This is a genomic window from Actinoplanes sp. NBRC 103695, assembly GCF_030269485.1.
Taxonomy (GTDB): domain Bacteria; phylum Actinomycetota; class Actinomycetes; order Mycobacteriales; family Micromonosporaceae; genus Actinoplanes.
The window spans coordinates 178,631-202,206 of record NZ_BSTL01000006.1 but is presented as its reverse complement, the minus strand read 5'-3'; the positions used below and the strand labels follow the sequence as shown (position 1 = coordinate 202,206).

At 71.8% G+C, this 23,576-nt stretch carries 27 protein-coding genes and 1 pseudogene; 9 read left to right on the top strand and 19 right to left on the bottom strand.

The window, feature by feature from the left end:
* Window positions 1-12 precede the first annotated feature (12 nt).
* The 7 genes from QSK31_RS12050 to QSK31_RS12020 all read right to left on the bottom strand — a co-directional run bounded on the left by QSK31_RS12050 (window position 13) and on the right by QSK31_RS12020 (window position 6,102).
* The gene (locus QSK31_RS12050; protein ID WP_285683590.1) at window positions 13-840 is read right to left on the bottom strand and encodes a carbohydrate ABC transporter permease; all 828 of its coding nucleotides are present in this window, start codon (window positions 838-840) and stop codon (window positions 13-15) included.
* Entirely contained in the window at window positions 840-1,712 is an 873-nt protein-coding gene (locus tag QSK31_RS12045) for a carbohydrate ABC transporter permease (RefSeq protein ID WP_285683589.1), read from the bottom strand. The genes QSK31_RS12050 and QSK31_RS12045 overlap by 1 nt, the downstream gene beginning before the upstream one ends.
* 1 nt (window position 1,713) lies before the next feature.
* Complete coding sequence (locus tag QSK31_RS12040) at window positions 1,714-2,976, bottom strand: sugar ABC transporter substrate-binding protein (protein ID WP_285683588.1); 1,263 nt, start codon at window positions 2,974-2,976, stop codon at window positions 1,714-1,716.
* A complete protein-coding gene (locus QSK31_RS12035; protein WP_285683908.1) occupies window positions 2,973-3,974 on the bottom strand; it encodes a LacI family DNA-binding transcriptional regulator in 1,002 nt (333 codons plus the stop codon). The genes QSK31_RS12040 and QSK31_RS12035 overlap by 4 nt, the downstream gene beginning before the upstream one ends.
* Before the next feature lie 139 nt (window positions 3,975-4,113).
* The gene (locus QSK31_RS12030; protein ID WP_285683587.1) at window positions 4,114-4,626 is read right to left on the bottom strand and encodes a GNAT family N-acetyltransferase; all 513 of its coding nucleotides are present in this window, start codon (window positions 4,624-4,626) and stop codon (window positions 4,114-4,116) included.
* Complete coding sequence (locus QSK31_RS12025) at window positions 4,623-5,186, bottom strand: helix-turn-helix domain-containing protein (RefSeq protein ID WP_285683586.1); 564 nt, start codon at window positions 5,184-5,186, stop codon at window positions 4,623-4,625. Before QSK31_RS12025 ends, QSK31_RS12030 begins: the two co-directional genes overlap by 4 nt.
* 175 nt (window positions 5,187-5,361) lie before the next feature.
* Window positions 5,362-6,102, bottom strand: a complete 741-nt coding sequence (locus QSK31_RS12020) for a nucleotidyltransferase domain-containing protein (protein WP_285683585.1) — start codon at window positions 6,100-6,102, stop codon at window positions 5,362-5,364.
* Between the two features lie 18 nt (window positions 6,103-6,120).
* On the opposite strand from QSK31_RS12020, the gene QSK31_RS12015 reads away from it, so the two are divergent.
* Window positions 6,121-6,378 carry a hypothetical protein gene (locus QSK31_RS12015; RefSeq protein ID WP_285683584.1) on the top strand — a complete coding sequence of 86 codons (258 nt, stop codon included), beginning with the start codon at window positions 6,121-6,123 and terminating at the stop codon, window positions 6,376-6,378.
* A 45-nt stretch (window positions 6,379-6,423) separates the two neighbouring features.
* Here QSK31_RS12015 and QSK31_RS12010 read toward each other — a convergent pair whose 3' ends face one another.
* Complete coding sequence (locus tag QSK31_RS12010; RefSeq protein ID WP_285683583.1) at window positions 6,424-6,972, bottom strand: maleylpyruvate isomerase N-terminal domain-containing protein; 549 nt, start codon at window positions 6,970-6,972, stop codon at window positions 6,424-6,426.
* Window positions 6,973-7,129: 157 nt separating this feature from the next.
* Here QSK31_RS12010 and trpD point away from each other — a divergent pair, with 157 nt between their 5' ends.
* Complete coding sequence (gene trpD, locus QSK31_RS12005; protein ID WP_285683582.1) at window positions 7,130-8,182, top strand: anthranilate phosphoribosyltransferase; 1,053 nt, start codon at window positions 7,130-7,132, stop codon at window positions 8,180-8,182.
* On the opposite strand, the gene QSK31_RS12000 is transcribed toward trpD, so the two are convergent.
* The gene (locus QSK31_RS12000; RefSeq protein WP_285683581.1) at window positions 8,154-9,302 is read right to left on the bottom strand and encodes an erythromycin esterase family protein; all 1,149 of its coding nucleotides are present in this window, start codon (window positions 9,300-9,302) and stop codon (window positions 8,154-8,156) included. The two genes, trpD and QSK31_RS12000, sit on opposite strands and share 29 nt — an antisense overlap.
* A 55-nt stretch (window positions 9,303-9,357) precedes the next feature.
* Between QSK31_RS12000 and QSK31_RS11995 the strand changes: the two genes are divergently transcribed.
* Window positions 9,358-10,098, top strand: a complete 741-nt coding sequence (locus QSK31_RS11995) for a TioE family transcriptional regulator (RefSeq protein ID WP_285683580.1) — start codon at window positions 9,358-9,360, stop codon at window positions 10,096-10,098.
* Between the two features lie 295 nt (window positions 10,099-10,393).
* On the opposite strand, the gene QSK31_RS11990 is transcribed toward QSK31_RS11995, so the two are convergent.
* Window positions 10,394-11,116, bottom strand: coding sequence for a class I SAM-dependent methyltransferase (locus QSK31_RS11990; protein WP_285683579.1), 723 nt, complete (start codon window positions 11,114-11,116; stop codon window positions 10,394-10,396).
* Window positions 11,117-11,289: 173 nt separating this feature from the next.
* Between QSK31_RS11990 and QSK31_RS11985 the strand changes: the two genes are divergently transcribed.
* Together QSK31_RS11985 and QSK31_RS11980 are read left to right on the top strand one after the other, a co-directional pair.
* Window positions 11,290-11,736, top strand: a complete 447-nt coding sequence (locus tag QSK31_RS11985; protein WP_285683578.1) for an endonuclease domain-containing protein — start codon at window positions 11,290-11,292, stop codon at window positions 11,734-11,736.
* Between the two features lie 11 nt (window positions 11,737-11,747).
* Window positions 11,748-12,092 carry a nucleoside/nucleotide kinase family protein gene (locus QSK31_RS11980; RefSeq protein WP_285683577.1) on the top strand — a complete coding sequence of 115 codons (345 nt, stop codon included), beginning with the start codon at window positions 11,748-11,750 and terminating at the stop codon, window positions 12,090-12,092.
* Between the two features lie 317 nt (window positions 12,093-12,409).
* Here QSK31_RS11980 and QSK31_RS11975 read toward each other — a convergent pair whose 3' ends face one another.
* Window positions 12,410-13,030 (bottom strand): TetR-like C-terminal domain-containing protein, encoded by a 621-nt coding sequence (locus tag QSK31_RS11975; RefSeq protein WP_285683576.1) that lies wholly within the window; start codon window positions 13,028-13,030, stop codon window positions 12,410-12,412.
* A gap of 89 nt (window positions 13,031-13,119) precedes the next feature.
* On the opposite strand from QSK31_RS11975, the gene QSK31_RS11970 reads away from it, so the two are divergent.
* The gene (locus tag QSK31_RS11970; protein ID WP_285683575.1) at window positions 13,120-13,557 is read left to right on the top strand and encodes a nuclear transport factor 2 family protein; all 438 of its coding nucleotides are present in this window, start codon (window positions 13,120-13,122) and stop codon (window positions 13,555-13,557) included.
* A gap of 91 nt (window positions 13,558-13,648) precedes the next feature.
* On the opposite strand, the gene QSK31_RS11965 is transcribed toward QSK31_RS11970, so the two are convergent.
* Together QSK31_RS11965 and QSK31_RS11960 are read right to left on the bottom strand one after the other, a co-directional pair.
* Window positions 13,649-13,879, bottom strand: a complete 231-nt coding sequence (locus QSK31_RS11965) for a hypothetical protein (RefSeq protein WP_285683574.1) — start codon at window positions 13,877-13,879, stop codon at window positions 13,649-13,651.
* A 153-nt stretch (window positions 13,880-14,032) separates the two neighbouring features.
* Window positions 14,033-14,728: a helix-turn-helix transcriptional regulator gene (locus QSK31_RS11960; RefSeq protein WP_285683573.1), complete on the bottom strand. Its 696-nt coding sequence runs from the start codon at window positions 14,726-14,728 to the stop codon at window positions 14,033-14,035.
* A 101-nt stretch (window positions 14,729-14,829) separates the two neighbouring features.
* On the opposite strand from QSK31_RS11960, the gene QSK31_RS11955 reads away from it, so the two are divergent.
* Window positions 14,830-15,348 (top strand): FAD-dependent monooxygenase, encoded by a 519-nt coding sequence (locus tag QSK31_RS11955; protein ID WP_285683572.1) that lies wholly within the window; start codon window positions 14,830-14,832, stop codon window positions 15,346-15,348.
* A 104-nt stretch (window positions 15,349-15,452) separates the two neighbouring features.
* On the opposite strand, the gene QSK31_RS11950 is transcribed toward QSK31_RS11955, so the two are convergent.
* Both QSK31_RS11950 and QSK31_RS11945 read right to left on the bottom strand, forming a co-directional pair.
* Complete coding sequence (locus QSK31_RS11950) at window positions 15,453-16,418, bottom strand: DUF2332 domain-containing protein (protein ID WP_285683906.1); 966 nt, start codon at window positions 16,416-16,418, stop codon at window positions 15,453-15,455.
* Window positions 16,419-16,499: 81 nt separating this feature from the next.
* Window positions 16,500-16,772, bottom strand: a pseudogene (locus QSK31_RS11945) (alpha/beta fold hydrolase); the annotation flags it as partial.
* Window positions 16,773-16,813: 41 nt separating this feature from the next.
* On the opposite strand from QSK31_RS11945, the gene QSK31_RS11940 reads away from it, so the two are divergent.
* Window positions 16,814-18,454: an ATP-binding cassette domain-containing protein gene (locus QSK31_RS11940; RefSeq protein ID WP_285683571.1), complete on the top strand. Its 1,641-nt coding sequence runs from the start codon at window positions 16,814-16,816 to the stop codon at window positions 18,452-18,454.
* Window positions 18,447-19,841 (top strand): aminotransferase class V-fold PLP-dependent enzyme, encoded by a 1,395-nt coding sequence (locus tag QSK31_RS11935; protein WP_285683570.1) that lies wholly within the window; start codon window positions 18,447-18,449, stop codon window positions 19,839-19,841. The genes QSK31_RS11940 and QSK31_RS11935 overlap by 8 nt, the downstream gene beginning before the upstream one ends.
* Window positions 19,842-20,045: 204 nt before the next feature.
* Here the strand turns inward: QSK31_RS11935 and QSK31_RS11930 are convergent, their stop codons facing one another.
* The 4 genes from QSK31_RS11930 to QSK31_RS11915 form a co-directional block, all read right to left on the bottom strand.
* Window positions 20,046-21,191, bottom strand: coding sequence for a 4-hydroxybenzoate 3-monooxygenase (locus QSK31_RS11930; protein ID WP_285683569.1), 1,146 nt, complete (start codon window positions 21,189-21,191; stop codon window positions 20,046-20,048).
* A gap of 73 nt (window positions 21,192-21,264) precedes the next feature.
* Window positions 21,265-21,993 (bottom strand): helix-turn-helix domain-containing protein, encoded by a 729-nt coding sequence (locus QSK31_RS11925; protein WP_285683568.1) that lies wholly within the window; start codon window positions 21,991-21,993, stop codon window positions 21,265-21,267.
* Window positions 21,990-23,168, bottom strand: coding sequence for an RNA polymerase sigma factor (locus QSK31_RS11920; protein WP_285683567.1), 1,179 nt, complete (start codon window positions 23,166-23,168; stop codon window positions 21,990-21,992). The genes QSK31_RS11925 and QSK31_RS11920 overlap by 4 nt, the downstream gene beginning before the upstream one ends.
* Complete coding sequence (locus tag QSK31_RS11915) at window positions 23,165-23,560, bottom strand: YciI family protein (RefSeq protein ID WP_285683566.1); 396 nt, start codon at window positions 23,558-23,560, stop codon at window positions 23,165-23,167. The genes QSK31_RS11920 and QSK31_RS11915 overlap by 4 nt, the downstream gene beginning before the upstream one ends.
* Between the last annotated feature and the right edge of the window lie 16 nt (window positions 23,561-23,576).

The window sequence follows — 23,576 nt, the reverse complement described above, 5'->3', positions numbered from 1 at the left end:
GTCCGGCCTCTCTCACTTGAGTCCGGTGGTGGCGATCCCGCGCAGGAAGTGCCGCTGCAGGATCAGGAACACGACGAGCACGGGCAGGACCACGACCACCGCCCCGGCCAGCAGCAGGCCGAAGTCGGTGCGGTTCTGCCCCACGCTGTAGAGCGCCAGCGCGACCGGCAGCGTGTACTTGTCCTCGGTGGTGGCCACGACCAGCGGCCACAGGAAGTTGTTCCAGCTCGACAGGAACGTCAGGATGCCCAGCGTGGCCAGCGCCGGCCGGCACAGCGGCAGCACGATCCGGAAGAAGATCCGCCACTCGCCGGCGCCGTCCACCCGGGCCGCCTCGATCAGGTCGTCCGGGATCGTGGACAGGAACTGCCGCATCAGGAACACCCCGAACGGCCCGGCCAGGAACGGCAGGACCAGACCGGCGTACGAGTTGGCCAGCCCCAGGTTCGACACCAGCACGAACTGCGGCACGAACAGCACCATCCCGGGCACCATCAGCATGCCCAGCACGACCAGGAACAGCGCCCGCCTGCCCGGGAAGTTCAGCTTCGCCAGGGCGTAGCCCAGCAGCGAGCAGAACAGCAGGTTCCCGGCCGTGATCAGCACCGCCACCAGCACCGAGTTGGCGAAGTACTGCGGGAAGTCCAGCCGGGTGAACAGCTGCCGGAAGTTCTCCAGCGTCCACGTGTCCGGCAGCCAGGTCGGCGGCACCCGGCGGATCTCCGCCTCCGGCTTGAACGAGGCGAGGGCCATCCACAGGAACGGCCCGACGACCACCAGCAGGCCGGCGCAGAGGATCGTGTAGAGGGAGATCTTCGCGATCCGGTCCTGGGTCCGCATCAGTCTCTCTCCCCGAGCAGGCGGAACTGCAGCACCGACAGCGCCACGATCGCCAGGAACAGCACGTAGCTGGCCGCGGCCGCGTAGCCGTAGTTGCCGAATCCGAACTGGTTGTAGATGTGGTACGACACCGACAGGGTCGAGTTCAGCGGCCCGCCCTGCGTCATCACGAACGGCTCCTCGAACAGCTGCAGGAACCCGATGCTGGTCACCACGGCGCCGAACAGCAACGTCGGGCGCAGCAGCGGCAGCGTCACGTTGCGGAACTGCTGCCGGCGCGACGCCCCGTCCAGCCGGGCCGCCTCGTACAGGTGCTGCGGTATGCCCTGCAACCCGGCCAGGAACACCACCATCAGGAACCCGAAGTTGCGCCAGACCGCCATCACGATCAGCGACGGCAGGGCGGTGCTGGTGCTGCCCAGCCAGTGCGGCCCCTCGATGCCGGCCAGGCGCAGCAGGTTGTCGACCAGCCCGGCGTCCGGGTCCAGCAGGAACCGCCAGATCACCGCGATCGCCACGATCGAGGTGACCACCGGCAGGTAGAAACCGACCCGGAACGCGGCCCGGAACCGGATCAGCCCCGAGTTCAGCGCCGACGCCGCGGCCAGCGACACCACCAGGTTCAGCGGCACCCCGACCACGACGAAGATCAGCGTGTTCGCCGACGCCTTGACGAACAGGTCGTCGCCGAACAGCCTCGTGAAGTTGTCCAGGCCGACGAAGTTCACCGCGAACGGGTTCCGCAGGTCCGTGGCGCGCAGGTCGGTCAGGCTCATCACCAGCGACGCCAGGACCGGCAGCGCCATGAACACCAGGAACAGCAGGGTGAACGGCGCGGCGAATCCCCAGCCGGTGAGGGATCTCCGCCTCATCTCAGCTGCCCGTACCGATCGCCTCGGCCTTGGACTGCACGGTCCTGGCCACCGTGGCGGGGTCCTCGCCGGACTTGGCCAGCTTCTCCACCTCGGTGTCGAACGCGGCCGACACCTGCTCCCAGGTGGCGAACGTCGGCGGCGCCTTCGCGTCCTTGAGCTGCTCGCCGAACACCTTCAGGAACTTGTCGCCGGCCAGCGCCGGGTCCTGCCACGCCGACCGCACCGCCGGCAGGTCGCTGGTCGTCTGGTACCACCGGGTCTGCACCGCGGGCTGGGCCAGCCACTGCAGGAACTTCCACGCCGCGTCCCGGTTCTTGGCGTCCTTGAACACGGCGATGTTCGAGCCGCCGATGAACGACGTGGCCGACTTCTGCTTCGGCATCGGCGCCACCGCGAACTTGTCCTCGAAACCGGCGCCGCCCTGCTTCTTGATCAGGTCGACCATCCACGGCCCCGACAGGAACGCGGCGATCTCGCCCTTGGCGAAGCCCGGCTCCAGCGCCCCCTCGGCCAGCTCGGTCGGCGCCAGCTTGCCGGTGAAGAACGACTGGTAGAACCGCAGCGCCTCGACCATCTCCGGCGAGTCGAACGTGTACTTCGTGCCGTCCGACACCTCGACGCCGTTCGACCACGCGAACGGCATCACCGACTGCCACGACCCGGTCTTGCCCGGTTGCAGGTTGATGCCCCACTTCGCGCCCGCGCCCTGCATCGCCTTGGCCATCGCGCTCAGCTCGGCCCACGTCGCCGGCGGCTTGGTGATGCCGGCCTTCGCGGCGATGTCGGTCCGGTAGTAGATGACCCGGGTCTCCACGTACCACGGCACCCCGTACGAGGTGTCGTTGACGACCGTGGTGTCCCACGCGCCCGGGAAGTAGCTGTCGCGCTGGAACAGCTCCGGCGGCGTCGGGTCCAGCGCGCCCGTCTTGGCGAACTCCCCCTGCCACGTCGAGCCGATCATCGACACGTCCGGGGTCTGCTTCGCCGCGATCGCGCTGGCGATCTTCTGATGCGCGGCATCCCACGGCACCGCGGTCACCGTCACCTTGGCGTCCGGGTTCTCCTTCATGAAGTCCTGGGCGAACGCGCCGAGCTTCTCGCCCTCGGTGCCCATCGCCCACACCGTGACCTCGCCGCTGGCCTTGCCCTCGGCCACCGACGTGGCCTTCTCCTGCTCGCCGCCGGACTCCCGGCCGCAGCCGGCCAGCACGAGTGTCACCGCGGCCCCGACGACCGCGACCTTCCGCAATGCTCTGTTCATAGCTCCTCCGGGGGGTGCGGACCGCAGCTGCGCCGGACGACGAGCTGGGTCGGCAGAACCCGGCGCCTCGGCGCCGGTGGTGGGTTGGTGTTGATCCGTTCGTGCAGCCAGCGGGCGGCGGTCGCGCCCAGCTCACGCATCGGCTGGGCCACGGTGGTCAAGCCGGCGAACCGGGCGGCCAGCAGGTCGTCCCAGCCGGTGATCGCGGTTCTTCCCGCGCCTTCTTCTCTTGCCAGATACACGCCCAAGGCCACCTCGTCGTTGGCGCCGACGACGGCATCGGGTGGGTCACGCAGCAGTTTCAGCGCGGCCTTGCGACCGCTCTCCAGATCAAGCGCGCACGGTACGGGCTCAGGAACGTCCAGACCGTGCGCGGCGAGCGCCGCCGCCAGCCCCGCATATCGGCCCGCGACGTCCGGGGCGGCCTCCGGGTCGCCGAGGAACGCGAAGCTGCGGTAGCCGTGCCCGAGCAGATGCTCCGTCAGCGACGCCGCGGTGCCCTCGTTGCGGGTACGGATCGTGTCCACGCCCGCCACCGGATCGCGGGCCAGCAGCACCAGGGGCAGCCCGGTCGCGGCGATCTCCTCGACCACGTCGTCCCCGACCGTCTGCCCCATGATCGCCAGTCCGTCGACCCGCCCGGCCAGTTCCCGCACCGCCTCGGCGGCGTCCGGGCGTCGCTGCGTGGCCAGGATGAGCACGCTGCTGCCGAACCCGGCCGCGGTCTCCTCGTAGCCCAGGACGACCTCGGCGTAGTACGGGCCGACCAGGTCGGGGAAGACGATCCCGTTGGCCGCGTGCCGGCCCTCGGCCAGGGACCGTCCCGACCGGTTCGGGGTGAAGCGCAGCTCGGCGGCGGCGGCACGGACCCGCTCGCGGGTCTTCTCGGTGACCAGCTCCGAGCCGCGCAACGCCCGCGACACGGTGGCGATGGACACGCCGGCGCGCTGCGCCACCTCGTAGACGGTCGCCGCCTTCGACCCTGAAAGCGCTTTCATAGCCACGCCGCGAACGTAACCCGCCCGACACGCCCCCGAAACCCGAGCCGATCGCGCGTTCATGTTCTGCGGTTTCCGGCAGAACCGACGGAAGCGGTCAATCGATGTATGCGCTTACACCGCCGGCGGCCGGCCTGCTTCAGGCGAGCGTCTTGTAGAAGAAGCTGCAGTCGCGGAGCACACCCGACGGGTCGGCGGCCATCTCCGGGACGATGCCGTAGCGCTGCCAGCCGGTGCGCTGGTAGAGGGTCTCGGCGGCGCTCGCCGTCTCGGTGTCGAGCATCAGCAGGGTCACGCCGGTCGCGGCGGCCGTCTGCTCGGCGGTCTCCAGCAGGCGGCGGCCCAGGCCCTGGCCGCGGCACCTGCGGAGCACGGCCAGCTTGACCACGTCGGCTCGGTGTTTCTGGTTGGGCTTGTCCGAGTACGCCAGGGAGATCGTCCCGGTCACCCGGCCGTCCGTGCGGGCCACCCACACGGCGAGGCCGCCGCTCGCCACGGCCGGGGCCCTGGACAGCCACCAGGCCCGGGCCGCGGTCGTGTCGAAGCCGGCAAGGAACCCGACCGACGCGCCGTCCTCGACCGCGTCCACCAGCAGCTCGGCGAGTTCCGGCAGGCACGCCTCGAAGGCGGCCTCGTCCAGTCGTTCGATCACGGCAGCACCTGCACGATCGCGTAGCGGACCGGGGCGGGACCGGAGTTGCGGAACCTGGTCGCCGACCACAGCCGGAACCGCAGGCAGTCGCCCGTCCCGAGCTCGTGCACCGTGTCGCCGTCGGTCAGCGACAACGCGCCGTCCAGCACCCAGACGTGCTGCTCCAGGCCGGGCACTGTGACCCGGTCGTAGGCCACGTCGGCGCCCGGGTCCAGCACGCCCTCGATCATCTCGGCGCGCAGGCCGGCGTGCGGCGGGGACACCGCGCGCCGGGTGAAGCCGGCCTCGTCGTCGCGCCACACCGGCTGGTCGGCGGCGCGCACCAGGGCGGCGGCCGGCTCGGACTCCACCTGGGCGAGCAGCCGTGACTGGGTCAGCCCGTACGCGGCGCAGACCCGGCCCAGCAGCGCGGTTGTCGGGCTGACCTCGCCGCGTTCCAGCCGCGACAGGGTCGAGCGGCTCACCCCGGAACGGTCGGCGAGAAATTCCAGCGACCAGCCGCGCGCGCCCCGTAAGGATGCGAGGCGGGCGGCCAGCCGGTCCTCCACAGCGTCTCCCATATCTGGGAATGTATCTCACGAGGGAGACGTGTGTTCCGGCACGTCCTGGAGCGCCCTGCCCTGGCACGGGCGCTCGCCGGGGTGACCCACCGGGACAACCCGGAACAGGGCGCGCGGAGGTCTCCCCGCGCTGAGGCCGAGCCCGGATGACGGGACCGTTCCGTCGCGCGTACTCCTAAGCCTGTTTCTGGGTTTCGAGGATTTCTTCGACGCGGTCGATGGTGGCGCGCAGCTCGTCCGGGGTCGAGCCGATCGCGCCGAGGATCTCCGGCAGGCCGGCCGCGGCGAGCATGCCCTTCTCGCTGATCAGCCACTCGCCCTTGCGGGCCTGCACGGCGTGGCACATGATGCCCATCGCGCGGAACAGGCAGCCGGCGATGTAGGTCGGGTCGGTCACCTTGCGGGCCTGGGCGATCAGGAATCCGGCCTCCCACAGCCGGTCGACCATCGCCTGCCGCAGCGCCGGCGGATAGACCCGGGTCTCGGCCCGCAGGGCGGCCAGCTCGCCGGTCGGGTCGGCGAGGATCTTGCACAGGGCCAGCTCGCCGGCGTACGCGTGGGAGTAGAAGCCCAGCGGGTGCCCCACCTGGAAGCCGATCTCGGTACGGCCCTGCCGGCAGTCGTCCCAGATCCGCCGGACCCGGTCGAGGTCTCGGTAGATCCAGTCGACGCGCTCGCCGCCGACCCGCAGCCAGGCGCCGCCGTTCATCCACGCACCCCACTCGCCCGGCGCGGTCACCTCGGCCTTCTCGTCGGCGACCTCGTCGGCCAGCGCCCGCAACCCGGCAACGTCGAGTTCGCCGCGGTAGTAGACGCCGATGTCGTGGTCGGAGTCCGGCCGGTGCGTGCCCCGCGCACGGCTGCCGCCCAGCACCACCCCGACGACGCCACCGATCCGCGCGATCCTGTGTTCCATGCGCCCAGCATCGTGGACGTGGCCTTGGAAACGGCACTGATTATCCCGGTACCCGCCGCCGAACCGGTCCTCGGCGCACACCGGTCGCGGCTGGACCGGGCGGCGTCCTGGGGCGTGCCCGCGCACGTGACGGTGCTGTACCCGTTCCTGCCGCTGTCGTCGATCCGGACGGCCGCGCGGGCCCGCCTGTTCCGTGGCTTCCCGGCGTTCACGGTGCTGGCCGAGGCGGCCGCGTCGGTCACGCCCTTCAAGAGCAGATCACTTCGGTACGCCTGATCGCCGGCCTGACCGGGGCGCGGCAGTGGGAGACGGTGTCGACGTTCAGCCTCGGGCCGCCCTGAGGGTCCAGTCCGGCCCGGTCTCGCCGCGGCGCCCGGTGCACCGCAGCAGCATGTCGGCGTGGTCTTCGGTGGTGGGAGCGTCCGGGAAGAGCCGGTCCAAGATGGTTCGCGCGGCGTCCTCGGGCGGCAGCCAGTCCAGGCCCAGACCCTGCGCGATGTCGTAGGTGTGCACCAGCGTCTCGTTCATGCCCAGCGCCGCGAAGCCGGTCGGGTCGGTCGGACCCCAGTGCCAGGCCCTCGCGTCCGGTCCGGCGGCGTCGACGGCCGCGGTGAGCAGCCGGCCGCACCCCTGGACGATCTGCAGCAGCCGCGCCGGCGGGGTGCCCGGCCGGACGACCAGGTCCAGCGGCAGATAGGCGTCGTCCGTCCCGGCCGAGAGCTGCATCGCGTAGGCGGTCAGGTCGTGGGCGATGTGGGCGGCCGTCTCCCAGCACGACCAGTCCAGCGAGCCGGCCCGGACATCCCAGTCCGCGCCGACGTGCGGCGTCAGCAGCCGCGTCATCTCGGCGACCGCGCCACCCACCGTCATCCGATCACCGTAGTAGAGTCCCGGACGTGATCACGCGCCCGGCCCTGTGGTGGCCCGCCCTCTAGGCGGCCCCGCGTTCGAGCGTTTCCACGGCTGCCTCGGTGAGGCGGCCGTTTTTCGTATGTCCTCACCGGGCCCCGAACCCTGAGGACATCCCATGACCGTCACCTGGCCTTTGATGCTCAGCGGGCTGCTCGCCCGCCGCGACCTCACCAGCGCCGAGAGCGCCTGGGCGATGGCGCGAATCCTCTCCGGCGAGGCCACCCCGGCGCAGGTCGCCGCGTTCGCGACCGCGCTGCGCGCCAAGGGCGAAACCCCGGCCGAGATAACCGGGCTGGTCAGCGCCCTGCTCGCCGGCGCCGCTGCGGTGAGCGTCCCCGGCACGACCGTCGACATCGCCGGCACCGGCGGCGACGGCACCCGGGCCGCGAACATCTCCACGATGGCCGCCGTCGTGGCCGCCGCCACCGGCCTGACCGTCGTCAAGCACGGCGGGCGGGCCGCGTCGTCGTCCACCGGAGGCGCCGCGGACCTGGTCGAACACCTCGGGGTCGCCCTCGACCTGACCCCGCGGCAGGCCGCCCGGGTGGCCGTCGACGCCGGGATCACCTTCCTGTACGCGCCGCGCTTCAACCCCGGGTTGCGGCACGCTGCCGCGGTACGCCGGGAGCTGGGCGTGCCGACGGTGTTCAACATCCTCGGTCCGCTGATCAACCCGGCGGCGCCCCGGCACCAGGTGATCGGGGTCGCGGACGCCCGCCTGGCCCCGGTGGTCGCCGAGGTGCTGGCCGCCGGCGGCAGGCAGGCGCTGGTGGTGCGCGGCGACGACGGCCTGGACAAGCTGACGACCGTGACCACGTCGTCGGTGTGGACGGTCCGCGACGGCGTGGTGCGGGCTTCCACGCTCGACCCGCGCACGCTGGGCATCCCGGCGGCGGAACCGGCCCAGCTGCGCGGCGGCACGGCCGCGGCCAACGCCCGGATCACGCACGCCCTGCTGGACGGGCGGCGCGACGCGATCCGGGATGTGACGCTGCTCAACGCGGCGGCGGTGTGCGTGGCCGCGAGTCTGTCGGACGCGCCCGTGGCGGAGCAACTCGCCGCCGCCCTGCCCGGGTGCGCCGCGGCCGTCGACACCGGCGCGGCCCGCGGTGTCCTGTCGCGCTGGATCACGGCCAGCGCTACGGCTGGGTCGGCCGGCAGTCCTTGATATAGACGACGCCGTCGATGCCGGGCAGGTGGGACGGGTCGAGCGCGGCGTAGCCGAACCACGGTGACACGCGCGCCGCCGGCACAGGGTCGGCCAGTGAGCGCGGGTCGACGAGCACGCGGTCGTCCGGCCGGGCGTACAGCCGGCCCTCGATCGTGTCCGGCGGTGGCGTGTCCACTCCCCGGTGGCGGATCGTGCCGACCGCCATGGACAGGAACGAGTACCCGGCGCCGAGCCGGGCCTCCACCAGCGCGCCGGAACTCCACCACTGCTGCCGCTGCCCGCCCATCGTCATCGAACTGCGGTAACGCTGCAGGTGGCTGTTGTGGGCGAACGCCAGGACCGGGCCCCACTCGGCGGCGGCGGCGAGCAGGTTCCCGGCGATCATCGCGCTGCGGATGTCGAGCAGCCGGGCGATGCGGTGCGGTGAGGTGTCGGCCATCCAGTGGTGGTAGCGCAGCAGGCCGACCGCGGTCCGCGCGTACATCCGGGCCCGCAGCCACTCCTCCCGCGAGCCGGCCGGGGTCTGCGCGTCGAGCAGCCCCGCCAGGTCGTCGGCGATCAGCCGCAGCTCCCGGGCGGCGGGCGTGCGGCCGGGGGAGTGCGACGGGTCCATCATCGCGGCGGGATCGGTCCACCGGCCATCCGCCGCGAGCGCCTCCCTGGGGTGCGGCAGGTCGACGCGCGGGGAGAGGTAGTCGTACAGCAGGGTCAGCGCCTCCTGCGGGCTCGCCGGACCGGTCGTCAGCTCCAGCGGACCGTCGGCGCCGGCGAAACGCACGTGTTCCACCCGCGGGCGCGGCGCGTTGTAGGCGCGCATCCAGCGCACCAGCTCACGGTTGGCCGCCGACGCGCCGAAGCCGTGGCTGAAACCGCGCTCCATGACCTCGTCCAGCGTGCCCTCGCCCGAGCCGACGTAGTCGTCGACGACCGTGCCCATCAGGCAGTCGCTCTCGATCGCGATCGCCCGGAACCCTTCCTGCTCGACGAGCTGCCGGAACAGGTCGTTGCGCACCTCCAGCAGGACGTCCTCGAAGTGGGTGGGCTCGCCGAGGCCGAGCACCCGCGGCCGGCCCGGGAGCAGCTTCATGACGTTCGCAGCGTCGATACCAGTTGTCATTCCCTCAACGGTATCGTTGAACCGACGGTTGAGACTTCGGTGCGAGCTGGGTGGGATGGCGCGGCAAAACCTTCAATCCGGGGTACGGCTGAGGCCGGTCGACCTGGCACGCGGGCACGGCCTGTCCACGCAGGCGATCCGCAACTACACCGACGACGGCATCCTCCCGCCCGCCCCGCGCACGGTCACCGGCTACCGCTCCTACACCCCGCTCCACGCGTACGCGCTGAGCGCCTTTCTCGCCCTCATCCCCGGCCACGGGCACCGCACGGCCGCGGAGATCATGCGTGCCGTCAACCGGGACTCGCCGGACGACGCGTACCGGCTCATCGACGAGAGTCACGCGCAGCTGCTCGACGACCGGCACACCCTGCGGGCGGTCGAGGCGGCCCTGCGCGACCTGGCGCCCGTGCCCGACGAGCGCGGTCTCGCGAGCACGGCACCGGGGCGCGGCGAGACGTTCGTGGGGCCGCTCGCGAGGCGGCTCGGACTGCGCCCGGCGACCCTGCGCAAATGGGAACGCGCCGGTCTCGTGCAACCACGCCGCGACCGGCAGACCGGCTACCGGGTGTACAGCGCGGCCGACGTCCGCGACGCCCAGCTCGTCCACCAGCTGCGCCGCGGCGGCTACCGCCTCGGGCAGATCGCGCCGCTGATCGCCCAGGTCCGCACCGCCGGCGGCGTCGAGCCGCTGCAGTCGGCGCTGCACGACTGGCGCGCCCGGCTGTCGTCCCGGGCCCGGGCCATGCTCACCGGCGCCGCTGCCCTGGACGCCTACCTCTCGGCGGGTCCGTAACCGCAACGATCCGGGCCGCATGCCGAACCCACCTCAACCCCACGCCCAGTCACGACGGCGGCAACAACCCCGAGCAGGCACGCCGGCCGCCCGCAGTCGGCCTGGTGGCCGCGACCCACCGGCCGGTGTCCGCCGGCGTCCAGTCGGTCCCCTTCAACCGGTCCAGATCCTCCCCGGGAGATCCGCCGGGCTTGCGCCGGCGGCGTCCGGCCACGGCGCGGATCTCGATGAACGCCATCGAGTTCGGCGTCGCGGCGGTTCGCCCTCACGTCGCCGGCCGTGGCGGTGTCGCGCACTACCTCAGGACGAGCAGGTCCAGGGCGTCGATGACCGGGCCGTCGATCCGGGCGGCGGCGGCGTGCAGGCGGGCGAGACCGGTCGCGTACTCGGCGTCGGTGATCAGCTGCAGCGGGGTGTGCGCGGCCCGGCGCAGACGCGAGGCGAAGTCGCGCAGCGAGACGGCCGTACATTGCGGGATCTGCTCGAACGCGGCGACGGTGAAGCCGGCGGCCCCGAACGCCTCCTGGACCGACGCGGCGCTGGGGTAGCTGTCCAGGACGCGGATCGCCTCCGGGAAGTAGCGGAACAGGGTGATCGCGTCGTGCCGGCCGGCGAACGCGGACCGGATCAGCACCGGGCCGCCCGGACGCAGCACCCGGCGGATCTCCTGGGCGGCGCGGACCAGATCGGGCACGTGGTGCACGACGGTGGACAGCCACACCCCGTCCACGGACGCGTCGGCCAGCGGGATGTGCGCGGCGTCGCCGATCATCACGTGCGGGTGCTCCGAGCGGGCGCGCATCGCGCCGGACGGCTCGACGGCGATCACGTCGTACGTGTCGGCGAAGGCCTTCGCCCACGCGCCGGTGCCCGAGCCCAGGTCGAGCAGCCGCAGGCCCTGCGCCGGGGGGAGGTGGCGCCCGACCGCGGCCCGCCAGACGTCGAGAGCGGCGGCGGCGAGATGCCGCGTGCCGGCGAAGGCGGCGGCGTCCTGGCCGTCGTACGCGATCCGAGACATCCTGCGACCCAACCCCGGCCCGATCCTCCACACAAGACCCGCGCGGATTGCTGACACCCCCGGATTAACAGATTGCCATTACCGGTAATCCATTAATCCGAGAATCGGACAAAACGTCGGCACATCATAATGACCGCTATGTGGTAACAACACACAGCCTGTATGGTGTTAGCGTGAGTGACGAGCTGGTGCATTGCGCGAAATGTGACGAGATCAAGCCTCGGACGGCTTTCTACAACTGGAAGCACACGACGAAACCGCGTCTTCCTTGCAAGACATGCATCCTGGCGGACAAGCGCGCCCGGTACGCCGCGAACGACGGTGACCGGGCGTCACACGCACAGGTCCTTCGGGACAAGTACCAACTCACGCCTGCGGACTACGAACGGATGCTGGTCGGGCAGGATGGCCGCTGCGCCGTGTGCGGTCAGCTGGAGACCGCGCGAGGGCGAGGCGGTGCGCCGCGGCGGTTGGCGGTGGATCACGACCATCGGACGGGCGAGGTGCGGGAGCTGCTGTGCCATCGGTGCAACCTCGTCACCTGGGCCGTCGAGGAGAACCCGGCCCTGCTGGACAAGATCCGGCGCTATCTGGAACGGCACACGCCACAGGAGCCGTAAGGATGGGCGTCATGCGGGAGCGATTGCTGGACGATGTCGCCGGCCTGGTTCCGGCGTTCCCCGCGCCGCGATGTGTGCGGCTGGCTGTCGACGGGGCCGACGGGGTGGGTAAGTCGACGTTCGCCCGCGAGCTCGCCGCGGTGCTGAGCGGCCGGGGACGTGACGTCGTGCAGGTGTCGGCCGACGACTTTCATCACCGGCGGGCGGTACGGCACCGCCGGGGCCGGGATTCGCCGGAAGGCTTCTGGCTCGACAGCTACGACTACAAAGCCCTTTGTCCGCGACGTGCTCGAGCCGTTCGGCCCGGAGGGCTCGCGTCGGTACCGTCCCGCGGCTCACGACCTTCGCACCGATGAGGTCCTGGATCTTCCGTGGCAATACGCGGCGCCGGGCACGGTGCTCATCGTGGAGCTTGGAGGCCTGCTTGGACAGGTACTCGGCGCGCGGGCGGGCCATCGTCTGCTCGTAGATCTCCGGGGTGAGCGCGGCCACCGGCAGCTGATCCCCGGCGGTCTCGCGCAGCCGGCGCATCGTCTCGGTGTAGGTGGCCCGGGTGGCGGGGTCGTCGCGGAACCGGTCGAGGAACGCGTCGACGGCGGCCACGAGCGCCACCGGGCGCCGGGCGGTCGGCAGCCATGTCGAGGCCAGATGTTTCTGTGGATCAGCATCGCTCTTAGCGGTTGGCAGCGGATGGTTCACGAAGTGCGGCCAGCACGACGCCGTCGATGATCGAGAGCATGAATTCCTCGTCGACGACCTGTTGCATGAAGAACGCGCGGTAGGCAGCCATCGACGGGATCACCTGTGCCAGAGCGTCGAGGTTGTGCGGCGGGGCGTATTCGCCCCGATCGACGGCCCGCTGGATCAGGAACCGGTACGCGGCGGTTGACGGGTCGACGATGGCCTTGATCACGGCGTCCACGGCCCCGGGGGTGCGGGTGATCATGGCCGAGACACTGCTCAGGATGCGCAGGCGCCGCTCGCTGCCGCCCATCCAGTTCGGGTCCAGCAGGGCCAGGAAGTCCGAGCGCAGTGTGCCGGTGTCCGGCAGGCCGTCGGGGCCCAGGTCGGCCGAGTCGGTGCAGGCGATGGCGGCCAGGATCAGCTCGTCCTTGCCTTCCCAGCGGCGATAGATGGCGTGCCTTCCCGCTCCGGCCCGGGCCGCGACCAACTCGATGGTGACGTCGGCGTAGTCCGTCTCCGCGAGCACGTCGAGGGTGGCCTGGAGGATCTGCGCGCCTTTCTCGGGGTCGCGCCGGCGTCCGGCCTTACCCGCCGTGGGAGTGCTGGTCATCCCGTGATGGTACGCACCAACGATTGCGGCACTGAGTAGTGCCGTATTAGCGTCGGAGCGTCCCACCGATCTGATCCAGGAGAACCACCATGCACAGCAACGACGTTCAGGAACTGCTCGACCGCGCCGCCATCACCGACGTGCTGTACCGGATCGCCCGCGCGATGGACAGCAAGGACTGGGAGCTGCTCGCGGCCGGCTACACCGAGGATGCACAGGGCGACTACGTCAACGCGGCCGCCGGCGGGCGTGCGGAGATCGTCGAGGGCACCCGGGCTTTCCTGGGGTCGCTCGATGCGACCCATCACGCTGTACACAACATTGAGGTCAGCATCGACGGCGACGTCGCCACCACCCACGCCACGATGACCGCCCAGCATGTGCGGGGTGGAGAGCAGTTCCTGTTGGGCGGCACCTATGACGACACCTTCCGGCGCACCGAGCAGGGCTGGCAGATCAGCAACCGCCGCATCCGGGGCCTCTGGAGTACAGGCGACCCGGCCGTTCTCACGGTGCCCGTCTCCTGAGTCGATCGGTGCATGAGGGTGTGTTGGGCGGACCACGACGCCGGCCGGTAGTGATCCGCCCAACACGTCCTACGTGACTGGTGAGGGACGGTCAGATGCCCGCCCCGCCGGTCTCGGCCATTCGCAGGGGCCGGTATCCGTCGGTGTCAAGCTGGGCGGGTTCGCCGTCGATGTCGACGGAGTGGGTGCCGTAGAAGTGCACGTTCTCGTGGTGGGTCGGCCAGATGTGCGCCAGCACCTCGTCGTCGACCTGGCGGCCGGTGCGGCTCAGGTAGGCCAGCTTCTCCAGCTCCGCCGCCGGGCTCGGCGACGTCGGCCCCACACCCAGCCACGCCGGCGGCGTCCGGCCGAGGTAGGCGTCCGGGACCAGCAGCAGGTCCAGCTCAGCGCACCGCCGGTCGGAGAGAAGGTGCCCGGCAGCCGACAGGAGTGATAGGTCCCGGCGTGGTTGCTTGACGGCTGTTGACCCTGGTGGTCAGATCAGCCCGTGTGAGCGGCCGGCTGTGACGGCGTCCTGCCGGGAGGCCACCCCGAGCTTGCGATAGAGGCTCTTTGTGTACGCCTTGACGGTGTTGATCGACAGGAACAGGGCCGCCCCGATCTCGCGTTGGCTGGCGTTACCCTGCAGCGCACGCAGCACCGACAGTTCGCGGTCGGTGAGCTCTTCGTGGAGCACGCCCGCGCGTACGGCGCTCCGCGCGGCCCGGCGGCCCAGGCGGGTCTCGGCGTCGGCGAGGCAGCGCATGGCGAACGCGCTGACGGGTTCGTCGTCGGTGGTCTCGCGGGCACGGGCCAGGGCGGCCCGGGCGGCGGGCCCGCGGCCACAGGCGAGTTCCGCGTCGGCGAGGTAGATCAGCGCCATGACCAGAATGAGTGGCCGCGGATGCAGTTCCGCGTAGCCGACGCCGCGGCGTAGTAGCGCGACCGCGCCCTCGGTGTCGCCTTGCTGATACCGGCGGCGGCCGGCTGCCGTACGCAAGGAGCTGAGTCCCGGGATCGCGGCCGCGTGCCCGTCCCGTTCGACCGACGCGGCCAGCGCCGCCACGTCCTGGAGCACCCGGTCGCACTCCGCGCCTCGCCCGCTCTCGGCCAGGCTGATCGCGAGGCTGCCGGCTACCTGCAGGACGTCCCACGGCCGCCAGCTCGTCCGGTCGCTCTGCCACGTGCGCATCAGGATGGCGATGCCCTCGTCGAAGCGGCCGTCGCGGGTCAGCGCGGCGCCCAGTGCGGTGTGGACGGTCGGATGACCGGCTACGCCGCCGACGGGTCACCGTGCTCGGCCTGCTGCCCAGCGGCAACCACCGGATCGTCGCAACGGTCGCCGGCGAAGCGCCCGAGGCGCCGGACCGGGCTTTCGTGGACGGTTTGCTGCGCGCCCGCGGGATCCCGTTCCGAACGGCCGCCGAACCCGCGTGGTCGTCCCGGTTCCGGATCCACCACCGGGTCGCCGACCGGTTCCGGGTGGGCAAGGTGTTCCTGGCCGGCGACGCGGCGCACGTCCACAGCCCGGCCGCGGGACAAGGAATGAACACCGGCATCGCGGATGCGTACGACCTGGCCACCAAGCTCGCCTCCGGAGCGGACCTGGACTCCTACGCGCGGGTGCGCCGGGAGACCGCACTGGAGGTGGTTCGGTTCACCGACCGGATGACCCGGATGGCCCAGCTCAGCAACCCGGCCGCCCGGGCCGTACGCCGAGCGGTAGCCGGTACGGCGGGACGGCTGCACCCGGTGCGGAACCGGATCGCCACCTGGGTGACCGGACTGGAGCGCAGCCCCTTGCGGAAATGATCAGCTCCGCACTGCGAGCGTTCCGACAGACAACACCGGTCGGCATCGGCCGGCGGACGTGACAGTGCCCCGCCGCGCTGGGGGCGGTCTCTCGCTACCGATAGCTACTTTCCCCGTTGAGCCGCCTCCGACGGTGTGACGCCGAACCAGGTCAGCGACCGGCCGTGACCGTGCGTCCAGGCCAGCGGCGTGCCGTTCAGGGCGAGCACGTTGTGCGACAGGTTGTCGGGGCCGGGCGGGATGCCGTCCAGTGGCAGCGTCCCGCTCGACTCGACCGAGATCCAGTGTGCCGGCAGCGACCTGACCAGGGTCACGAACTGGTCGCGGGCCGGCTGCGGCACCTGGTAGAGCACCGCCGAGTGGAACACCACCACGGTCGCGCCGGCCGGTGCCCGCTCGACCAGGGCGGGCAGGGTGTCGAGCAGGTCACCGCGGACCAGGTGGGGCGGGTCGGCCCGGGCCACCTCGACGGCGGCGCGCAGGCGGTCGCGGCGGTCGGTGTGCTCGGGCCAGATCAGCGCGTCGAGCCAGGCCATGTCGCCGGCGTCGGTGACGTCCAGCGGGTTGCGGTCGAGTCCGGCGCGCCAGACCACGGTGGGCAGGGTGTCCGGTGGCGTCAGGCCGGTGAGGTCACACTCGATCATCGGTGAGCCGGCGCCGACGGTGTGGTCGCCGTAGCGGAAGGCGTACCGGTCGGGGTAGAGGTTGAGGCCCGCGGCGGCGCCCACCTCGATCAGGGCGATCGGCTGCGGCAGCGCGGCGAGAAGAGGCAGCAGCAGGGCGGTGCGGCCGGACTCGTTGGTCTGGGTGGCCCGCGTACGCATCTGCTCGGCGATCTCCGCCCAGCGTGCCACCACGAAGTCGTGGAACGCGGCCGGATCGCCGACCGGGCCGCCGAGCAGCCGCACCACGCCGAAGAGCAGGTTGGGCTGGCGTTTGGGCTCGGGCAGCTCGGTCAGCAGGGCCAGGAGTTCGTCGTCGCCGGCCACCGCGAGCGACAGCCGCTCGTAGGTCGGTGACTCCCCGCGTGTCTGCCGGACGGCGAAGTCCCAGTACCAGTCGGCGGTCACCGCGCGCTGCAGGAACGGCACGAGAGCATCGGGCTGCCCGGCCAGCACGGGCACGTCGAGCCCGGCGGGGGCATCGGCGCCGCTCACCGCCAGGGCGCCCACCCGCGACGGGAATCGGGCGGCGTAATCGGTCGCTATCCGCGTACCCGAAGCATCGCCCAGCAGGACCAGCCGCTCGAGCTGAAGCTGCTCGCGCAGCGCCTCCACGTCCTCGGCCCGGCGCAGCCGTGGGGTGATCAGCCGCACCGGGAGCTCGACCGGATCAGTGGTGAGGGCGATCACCGGGGTGCCCGTGCCGGGGCGGGAGTCGGTGTAGGGGATCTCTGTGCCGTCGGCGGCGGTGCAGGAGGGCATGACTCGAACACTATCTATTCACGGTGAACTACGGTGGCCGGATGCCGGTTGCCAACGATCATCCACAGGTCACCGTCCGGCCAGGACTGTCGATCACCGCGAGCGGGATCGGTCAGGTGGTGCGGGGCGGGCGGCGCACGCTCGACAAGGTGTCACTGGTGGTGGCGCCGGGTGAGCTGGTCGCGATCATCGGGGCGTCGGGGGCGGGTAAGACCACCCTGCTGGACGCGCTCTCGGGTGTGCGGCCGCCGGCCGAGGGTGAGGTACGCCGCGACGGCGCGGCCGGTGCGCCGGTGGGGTACGTGCCGCAGGACGACATCATCCATCAGCAGTTGCCGCTGGCCAGGACCCTGAGGTACGCGGCGCGGCTGCGGTTGCCGGCCGCCGAGGTGGATCGCCAGGTGGCCGAGGTGCTCGACGTGCTCGGCCTGGCCGCGCGGGCGGACACCCGGGTCGCGTCGCTGTCCGGCGGGGAACGCAAGCGGGCGTCGATCGCGGTGGAGTTGCTGGCCCGGCCCGGGGCGCTGTTCCTGGACGAGCCGACGTCGGGGCTGGACCCGGCGGCCGCGGCGGATCTGCTCGCGCTGCTGCGCCGGATCGCCGACGGCGGGGTGCCGGTGGTGCTGACCACGCACAACCCGGCCGACGTGGGGCGCTGTGACACGGTCGTCGTGCTCGCCCCCGGTGGCCGGCTGGTCTTCGCCGGGCCGCCGGCCGACGCTCCGGCGCATTTCAAGACCGAGGACCTGATCGGGGTGTACGCGGTGCTGGCCGACGCCTCGGCCTGGCCGGGGGCTGGGGAGAACGAACGTTCTTTCCCGTCGCCGGTGTCAGAGAATGAGCGTTTGTCCTCCCCACCGGCCCGTCGCGGCCAGACGCTGCTTCTCGCCCGGCGCAACGTCGACATCCTGCGCTCCAACCGGCTCACGCTGGCGATCCTGGCCGGGTCGCCGCTGATGATCCTGGCGATGTTCCTGATGTTGTTCGAGGCGGGCTCGTTCGACGAGACGAGCCCCGACCCGGGCACCACGGTGATGATCCTGTTCTGGATCGCGTTCGGCGTGTTCTTCTTCGGGCTCACCTACGGGCTGCTGCAGATCTGCACCGAGCTGCCGATCCTGCGCCGGGAGGTGTTCGCCGGGCTGCGGCTGGGCCCGTACCTGGCGGCGAAGGTGGTCCTGCTGCTGCCGTTGCTGGCCGTGGCCGACCTGGTGCTGCTGGCCGTGCTGCGGCTGCTCGACCGGCTCCCGGCGCTCGGCGCCGCCGGTTTCGCGGAGGTCTACCTGACCGCGCTGCTCGCCTCGGCGTGCGCGCTGGCCCTCGGCCTGCTGTGCTCGGCGAGCGTGTCGGACGTGGCGCAGGCCAGCCTGCTGCTGCCGATGCTGTGCTTCCCGCAGGTGCTGTTCGTCGGGGCGATCCTGCCGGTGCCGGTGATGGCGCCGGTCGGCCGGGCGATCAGCTACGCCATGTCGAACCGGTGGGCGTTCGAGGCGCTGGGCCACTCGACGAACGTGCCGGAGCTGTGGCGCAACGGCGGGTCGCCGCTGGGGCCGCCGTTGCTGGCCGCGTACGGCGACTCCTTCGACCGCCCCGAGTGGCACAACTGGCTGATCCTGGCCGGCATGACCGTGCTGTTCCTGGTGGCGACGGTCCTGGTGCTACGGAGGCGCCGCCGTGGCTGAACTCGACGGCTACCCCGGGTACGCGTCGGAGACGCTGGACAAGCTGCGGGCCACCGAGTACGCGCACCTGGACCGCGACGGCGAGGTCTACCTGGACTACACCGGCGCCGGGGTGTACGCGGACGCCCAGCTGCGGGCGCATCACGAGCGGCTGGCCGGCCGGGCGTACGGGAACCCGCACTCGGAGAACCCGGCGTCGGCCGCCTCGACCGAACTGGTGGAGTCGGCCCGCCGCGCGGTGCTGCGGTTCCTCGACGCCGACCCGGACGAGTACGCGGTGATCTTCACGCCGAACGCGTCCGGCGCGTGCCGGCTGGTCGGTGAGGCGTACCCGTTCGGCGATCTGGTGATGACCTTCGACAACCACAACTCGGTCAACGGCATCCGCGAGTACGCCCGGCGGGCCGGCGGCGCCCGCCGCTACGTCGCGCTCGAAGGCCCGGAGCTGCGAATCCCCACGTCCGCGGTGGCGGAGGCGTTGCGCGAGGGGCCGGGCGGGCTGTTCGCGTTCCCGGCGCAGAGCAACTTCACCGGCGTGCAGCATCCGCTGGACTGGGTGGACCTGGCCCACGACGCCGGCTACGACGTGCTGCTGGACGTGGCGGCCTATCTGCCCACGAACCCGCTCGACCTGAGCCGGGTACGCCCGGACTTCGTGCCGATCAGCTGGTACAAGGTGTTCGGCTACCCGACCGGGATCGGCTGCCTGGTGGCGCGCCGTTCCTCGCTGCAGCGGCTGCGGCGGCCGTGGTTCGCCGGTGGCACGATCGCCGCGGTCAGCGTCGGCACCGAATGGCATCAGCAGGCGCCGGACGAGTCGGCGTTCGAGGACGGCACGCTGAACTTCCTGAACATCCCCGACGTGGAGTTCGGCCTGGACTGGCTGGAGGCGGCCGGGCGGGACGCGGTGCGGCTGCGGGTGGGGGCGCTGACCGGCTGGCTGCTGGACCGGCTCGTCGCGCTGCGCCACGCGAACGGCCGGCCGATGGCGCGGATCTACGGCCCGGCCGGCGCCGAGGGCCGCGGCGCCACGGTGGCGTTCAACCTGCTCGATCCGGACGGCCGGGTCGTCGATGAGCGGCTGGTCGCGGCGGAGGCCACCCGGGCGGGGTTGTCGCTGCGTACCGGGTGTTTCTGCAACCCGGGGGCGGGCGAGGGCGCGTTCGGCATCGGCCTGGACCGGTTGCACGCCTCGGCGGACTGGGGCGTGCGCACGATCGACGACTACCTGGCCCTGATCGGGCTGCCGCACGGCGGCGCGGTGCGAGTCTCGTTCGGGATCGCCTCCAACCATGCCGACGTACGCCGCCTCGTCGGCTTCCTGGAGTCGGCGTACCGCGACCGGCACACCGACACCTCCGGGCTGGCCCCGCGCCTGCGCTGCTGAGTCCTGTCTCGTGGATCACCCAAGTGCGAGTGGATCACCCAAGTGCGAGGCGGGGTCCACGAGACAGGACTGAGGCCGTGGTCGGTAATCCGCCCGGCGCACGGACGCCGTCGCGCGGGTGTTCGCCGCGGCCGGCGTTCAGGCCGAGCCGGCCGTGGGTGCCGCCCCGGAGCGGGTGCCGGCATAGGGCCGGCCCGAGCCTCTCTAGTTCACGCCGGCGGTCAGCTCGCCGAAGAGCTTGCTGGCCGCCTCGGAGGTGAACTGGCGTTGCAGCTCGGCGCGGGCCACCTGTTTGCGGAACTCGCCCGCGTAGGTGGCGTCGCCGGCGTCGTGCATGAGGTCGGTGATCCAGGTGGCGAAGGCCTGGTAGTTCCAGATGTGGCGCAGGCACGTCTCGGAGTAGGTGTCGAGCAGGCTCGGGTCGCCGGTGCGTACCCGCTGGATGACGGCGTTGGCGAACACCTCGGCGTCGTTGAGGGCGAGATTGATGCCCTTGGCGCTCATCGGCGGCACGATGTGCGCCGCGTCGCCGAGCAGGTGCAGCCGGCCGTAGGTCATCGGGCTGTACACGACGCTGCGCAGGGGCACGAGGCGTTTGTCGAGGATCCGGCCGGTCGCCGGGGGTGTGCCGAAGCGGGCTTCGATCTCGGCCCAGATGCGCTCGTCCGGCCACGCCTCGACGGTGTCGTCGAGGCGGCACTGCAGGTAGAGGCGGCTGGCGCCGGGGCCGCGGGGGATCAGCCCGGCGAGGCCGCGGGAGTGGATCGCCATCCCGGACGGCTTCGTCGGCGTCTCGGCCAGGACGCTCAGCCAGGCGTACCCGTATTCGTGGGAGTGGCGGGTCAGGTGCCCGTCGGGGATGGAGGCCCGGCTGACGCCGCGGTCGCCGTCGCAGCCCGCGATGTAGTCGCAGCCCAGCGCCGTGCCGCCGAAGCTGACGACGGGGTGCTCGCCGGTGAGGTCGTGCAGGGTGACGTCGGCGGCTTCGAAGCGCAGGTCGCCGCCGTCGCGCAGGTACACGTCGGTGAGGTTGCGGACCAGGACCTGCTGGGGGCAGAACACGCTCTCGCTGTTGTCGTCCTCGGCGAAGTCGAGCGGCAGTTCCTCGCCGTCGACGAAGAAGCCGGACTGCTGGTCGACGGGGTCACCCTCGACGACCTCGTCGAGCCCCCACCGCCGGAACATGCGGACGCCGCGGGTGTCGATGGTGCCGGCCCGCTGCCGCTGTTCGACGTAGGCGCGGCTGTGCTTCTCGACGATGACGCAGCCGATGTCGTGGCGGAGCAGGAAGTTGCCGAGGGTGAGGCCGGCGACCCCGGCGCCGACGATGACCACTGTGGTGTTGTCCATGCGACCACTGTCGGGCGTCGGCCTGCCTGCGGGCCACCGGTGAATGGCCTTCTGATGCCGGAAACCCGCCAACCTACAGATCGGCCTGGTAGCGGCCGGGTGTCTGGCCGACGACCTCGGTGAACGCGTCGATGAAGCTGGACGGGTTGGACCAGCCGCACGCGGTGGCGGTGCTGGTGACCGACCGGCCGTCGGTGAGGTGGATGAGGGCGTGGTGGATACGCAGGATGGTGCGCCATCGGTGGAAGCTCATGCCGAGCTCGGCGTGGAACAGGCGGCTCAGCGTGCGTTCGCTGGCTCCGGCGGCGCGGCCCAGCTCGGCCAGGGTGCTGCCGCGGGCGGGGTCGGCGTGCAGCAGGGCGGTGACGGCGCGGAGCCGGTCGTCGTGCGGTTCGGGCAGGTGCAGGGACTGCTCGGGGGTCTCGGTGAGCTCGTCGATCACGACGGCGCGGAGTCGTTCGTGGGCGCCGGGGCGGCTCTCCGGGCGGTCGGTCAGCGCCAGGATGGCCTCGCGCAGCAGCGGGCGTACGGTGAACACGCTGGGGTGGGCGGCGAGTTCGCCGCAGCGGTCGGCCGGGACGGTGATGAGGCGGACGTCGGTGCGGCCGTAGAAGCGGTGCGAGTGGTCGAAGCCCGGTGGGGTCCAGGTCGCCCGGTTCGCGGGGGCGACCCAGGTGCCGCGTTCGGTGGTGGTGGCCAGCGCGCCGGCGGCCGCGTAGACGAGCTGGCCGTCGGCGTGGCGGTGGGTGTCGAGGTGGTAGCCGTGCGGCAGCCAGCCGGCGCCCTGCGGCGGCGACGTCATCGGCTTTCCGGCCAGCGCAGGCGGGAGGCGCGCAGGATCAGATGGTCGCGTTCGGCGATGCTGGTGGTCAGGGCGGCGGCCTCGCGGTAGTGCTCGATGGCGCGGGCCGTGTCGCCGGAGCGTTCGTACAGGTGGCCCCGGGTGGCGGCCAGGCGGTGGCCGGGGAGTCGCAGGTCGGCGATCAGGGCCAGGCCGTGTGCGGGGCCGTGCACCATGGCCGCGGCGATCGCGCCGTTGAGCACGACGACCGGGTTGCTCTGGTCGAGCATGCTGTACAGGGCCTGAATGTGCTGCCATTCGGTGTCCGCGGCGGTGGCGGCGCGGTCGTGCAGGGCGGCGATGGCGGCCTGGATCTGGTACTCGCCCGCGGGCGCGGTGCCGATCACGCTGTCGAGCAGGGCGGTGCCCTCGGCGATGCGGGCGTGGTCCCAGCGGGTGCGGTCCTGTTCGTCGAGGGGGACCAGGCCGCCGGAGGCGTCGGTGCGGGCCGGGCGGCGGGCGTCGGTGAGCAGCATGAGGGCGAGCAGGCCGATCGACTCGGGGTCGGCGGGCAGCATGCGGGTCAGGCGGATGGCCTCGGCGGACAGATCCGCGCGATGCACGGCGCTTCCGGTGCTGGCCGCGTACCCCTCGTTGAAGATCAGGTAAAGCACGTGCCGGACCTGCGGCAGGCGGGTCTGGTCACGGGCGAAGACCGCGCCGGTGTCCTTGATGCGCTGCTTGGCGCGGCTGATGCGCTGCGCCATCGTGGACTCCGGCACCAGGAACGCGCGGGCGATCTCGGCGGTGGTCAGGCCGCCCGCGGCGCGCAGGGTGAGCGCGATCGCCGACGCCGGGGTCAGCGCCGGATGGCAGCACAGCAGCAGCAGCGTCAGGGTGTCGTCGTGCTGGATCGGTTCGCCGGGCAGGTCGCGGACGGCGGCGAGTTCCTCGCGGTGGCGGCGGGACTGCTCGTTGCGGCGCTGGTCGAGCAGTTTGCGGGCGCCGGTCTGGATCAGCCAGCCGCGCGGGTTGCCGGGCACTCCGTCGGCGGGCCAGTGCCGGGCGGCCGCGATCAGCGCCTCCTGGGTGGCGTCCTCGGCGGCGGCGAAGTCCCCGTAGCGGCGGGTGAGCACCGCGAGGACCTGCGGCGCGGTGTCGCGCAGCAGGTCCTCGGTCGCTCGGTCGACGCTCATTCCCCGCTGAACTCGTACATGACCTGACGCACGGTGATCGGCTGGGCGAGTGGCACGCCGCCGGGGCCGGGCACCTGGGAGACCAGCTTGGCGATCTCGACGGCGCGTTCCTCGGACTCGACGTCGACGACCTGGAAGCCGGCCAGGACCTCCTTGGTCTCCGGGTAGACGCCGTCGGTGACCACGGCCGGGGTGCTGCCGTCGGAGGTGACGGTCTTGGCCGTCGGCGGCGGGGTGAGCGCGTATCCGCCGGCGAGCTCGCCGTTGGCCTCGAGCTGTTTGTTGAGCGCGTTGTAGTAGTCCATGTGCGCCCGCACCTCGGCGGGTTTCCACTCTTCCATCGGGGTGTCGTCGTTGCCGGGCCGGTAGTCGACGATCAGCAGGTATTTCACGGTGTGGTTCCTCTCG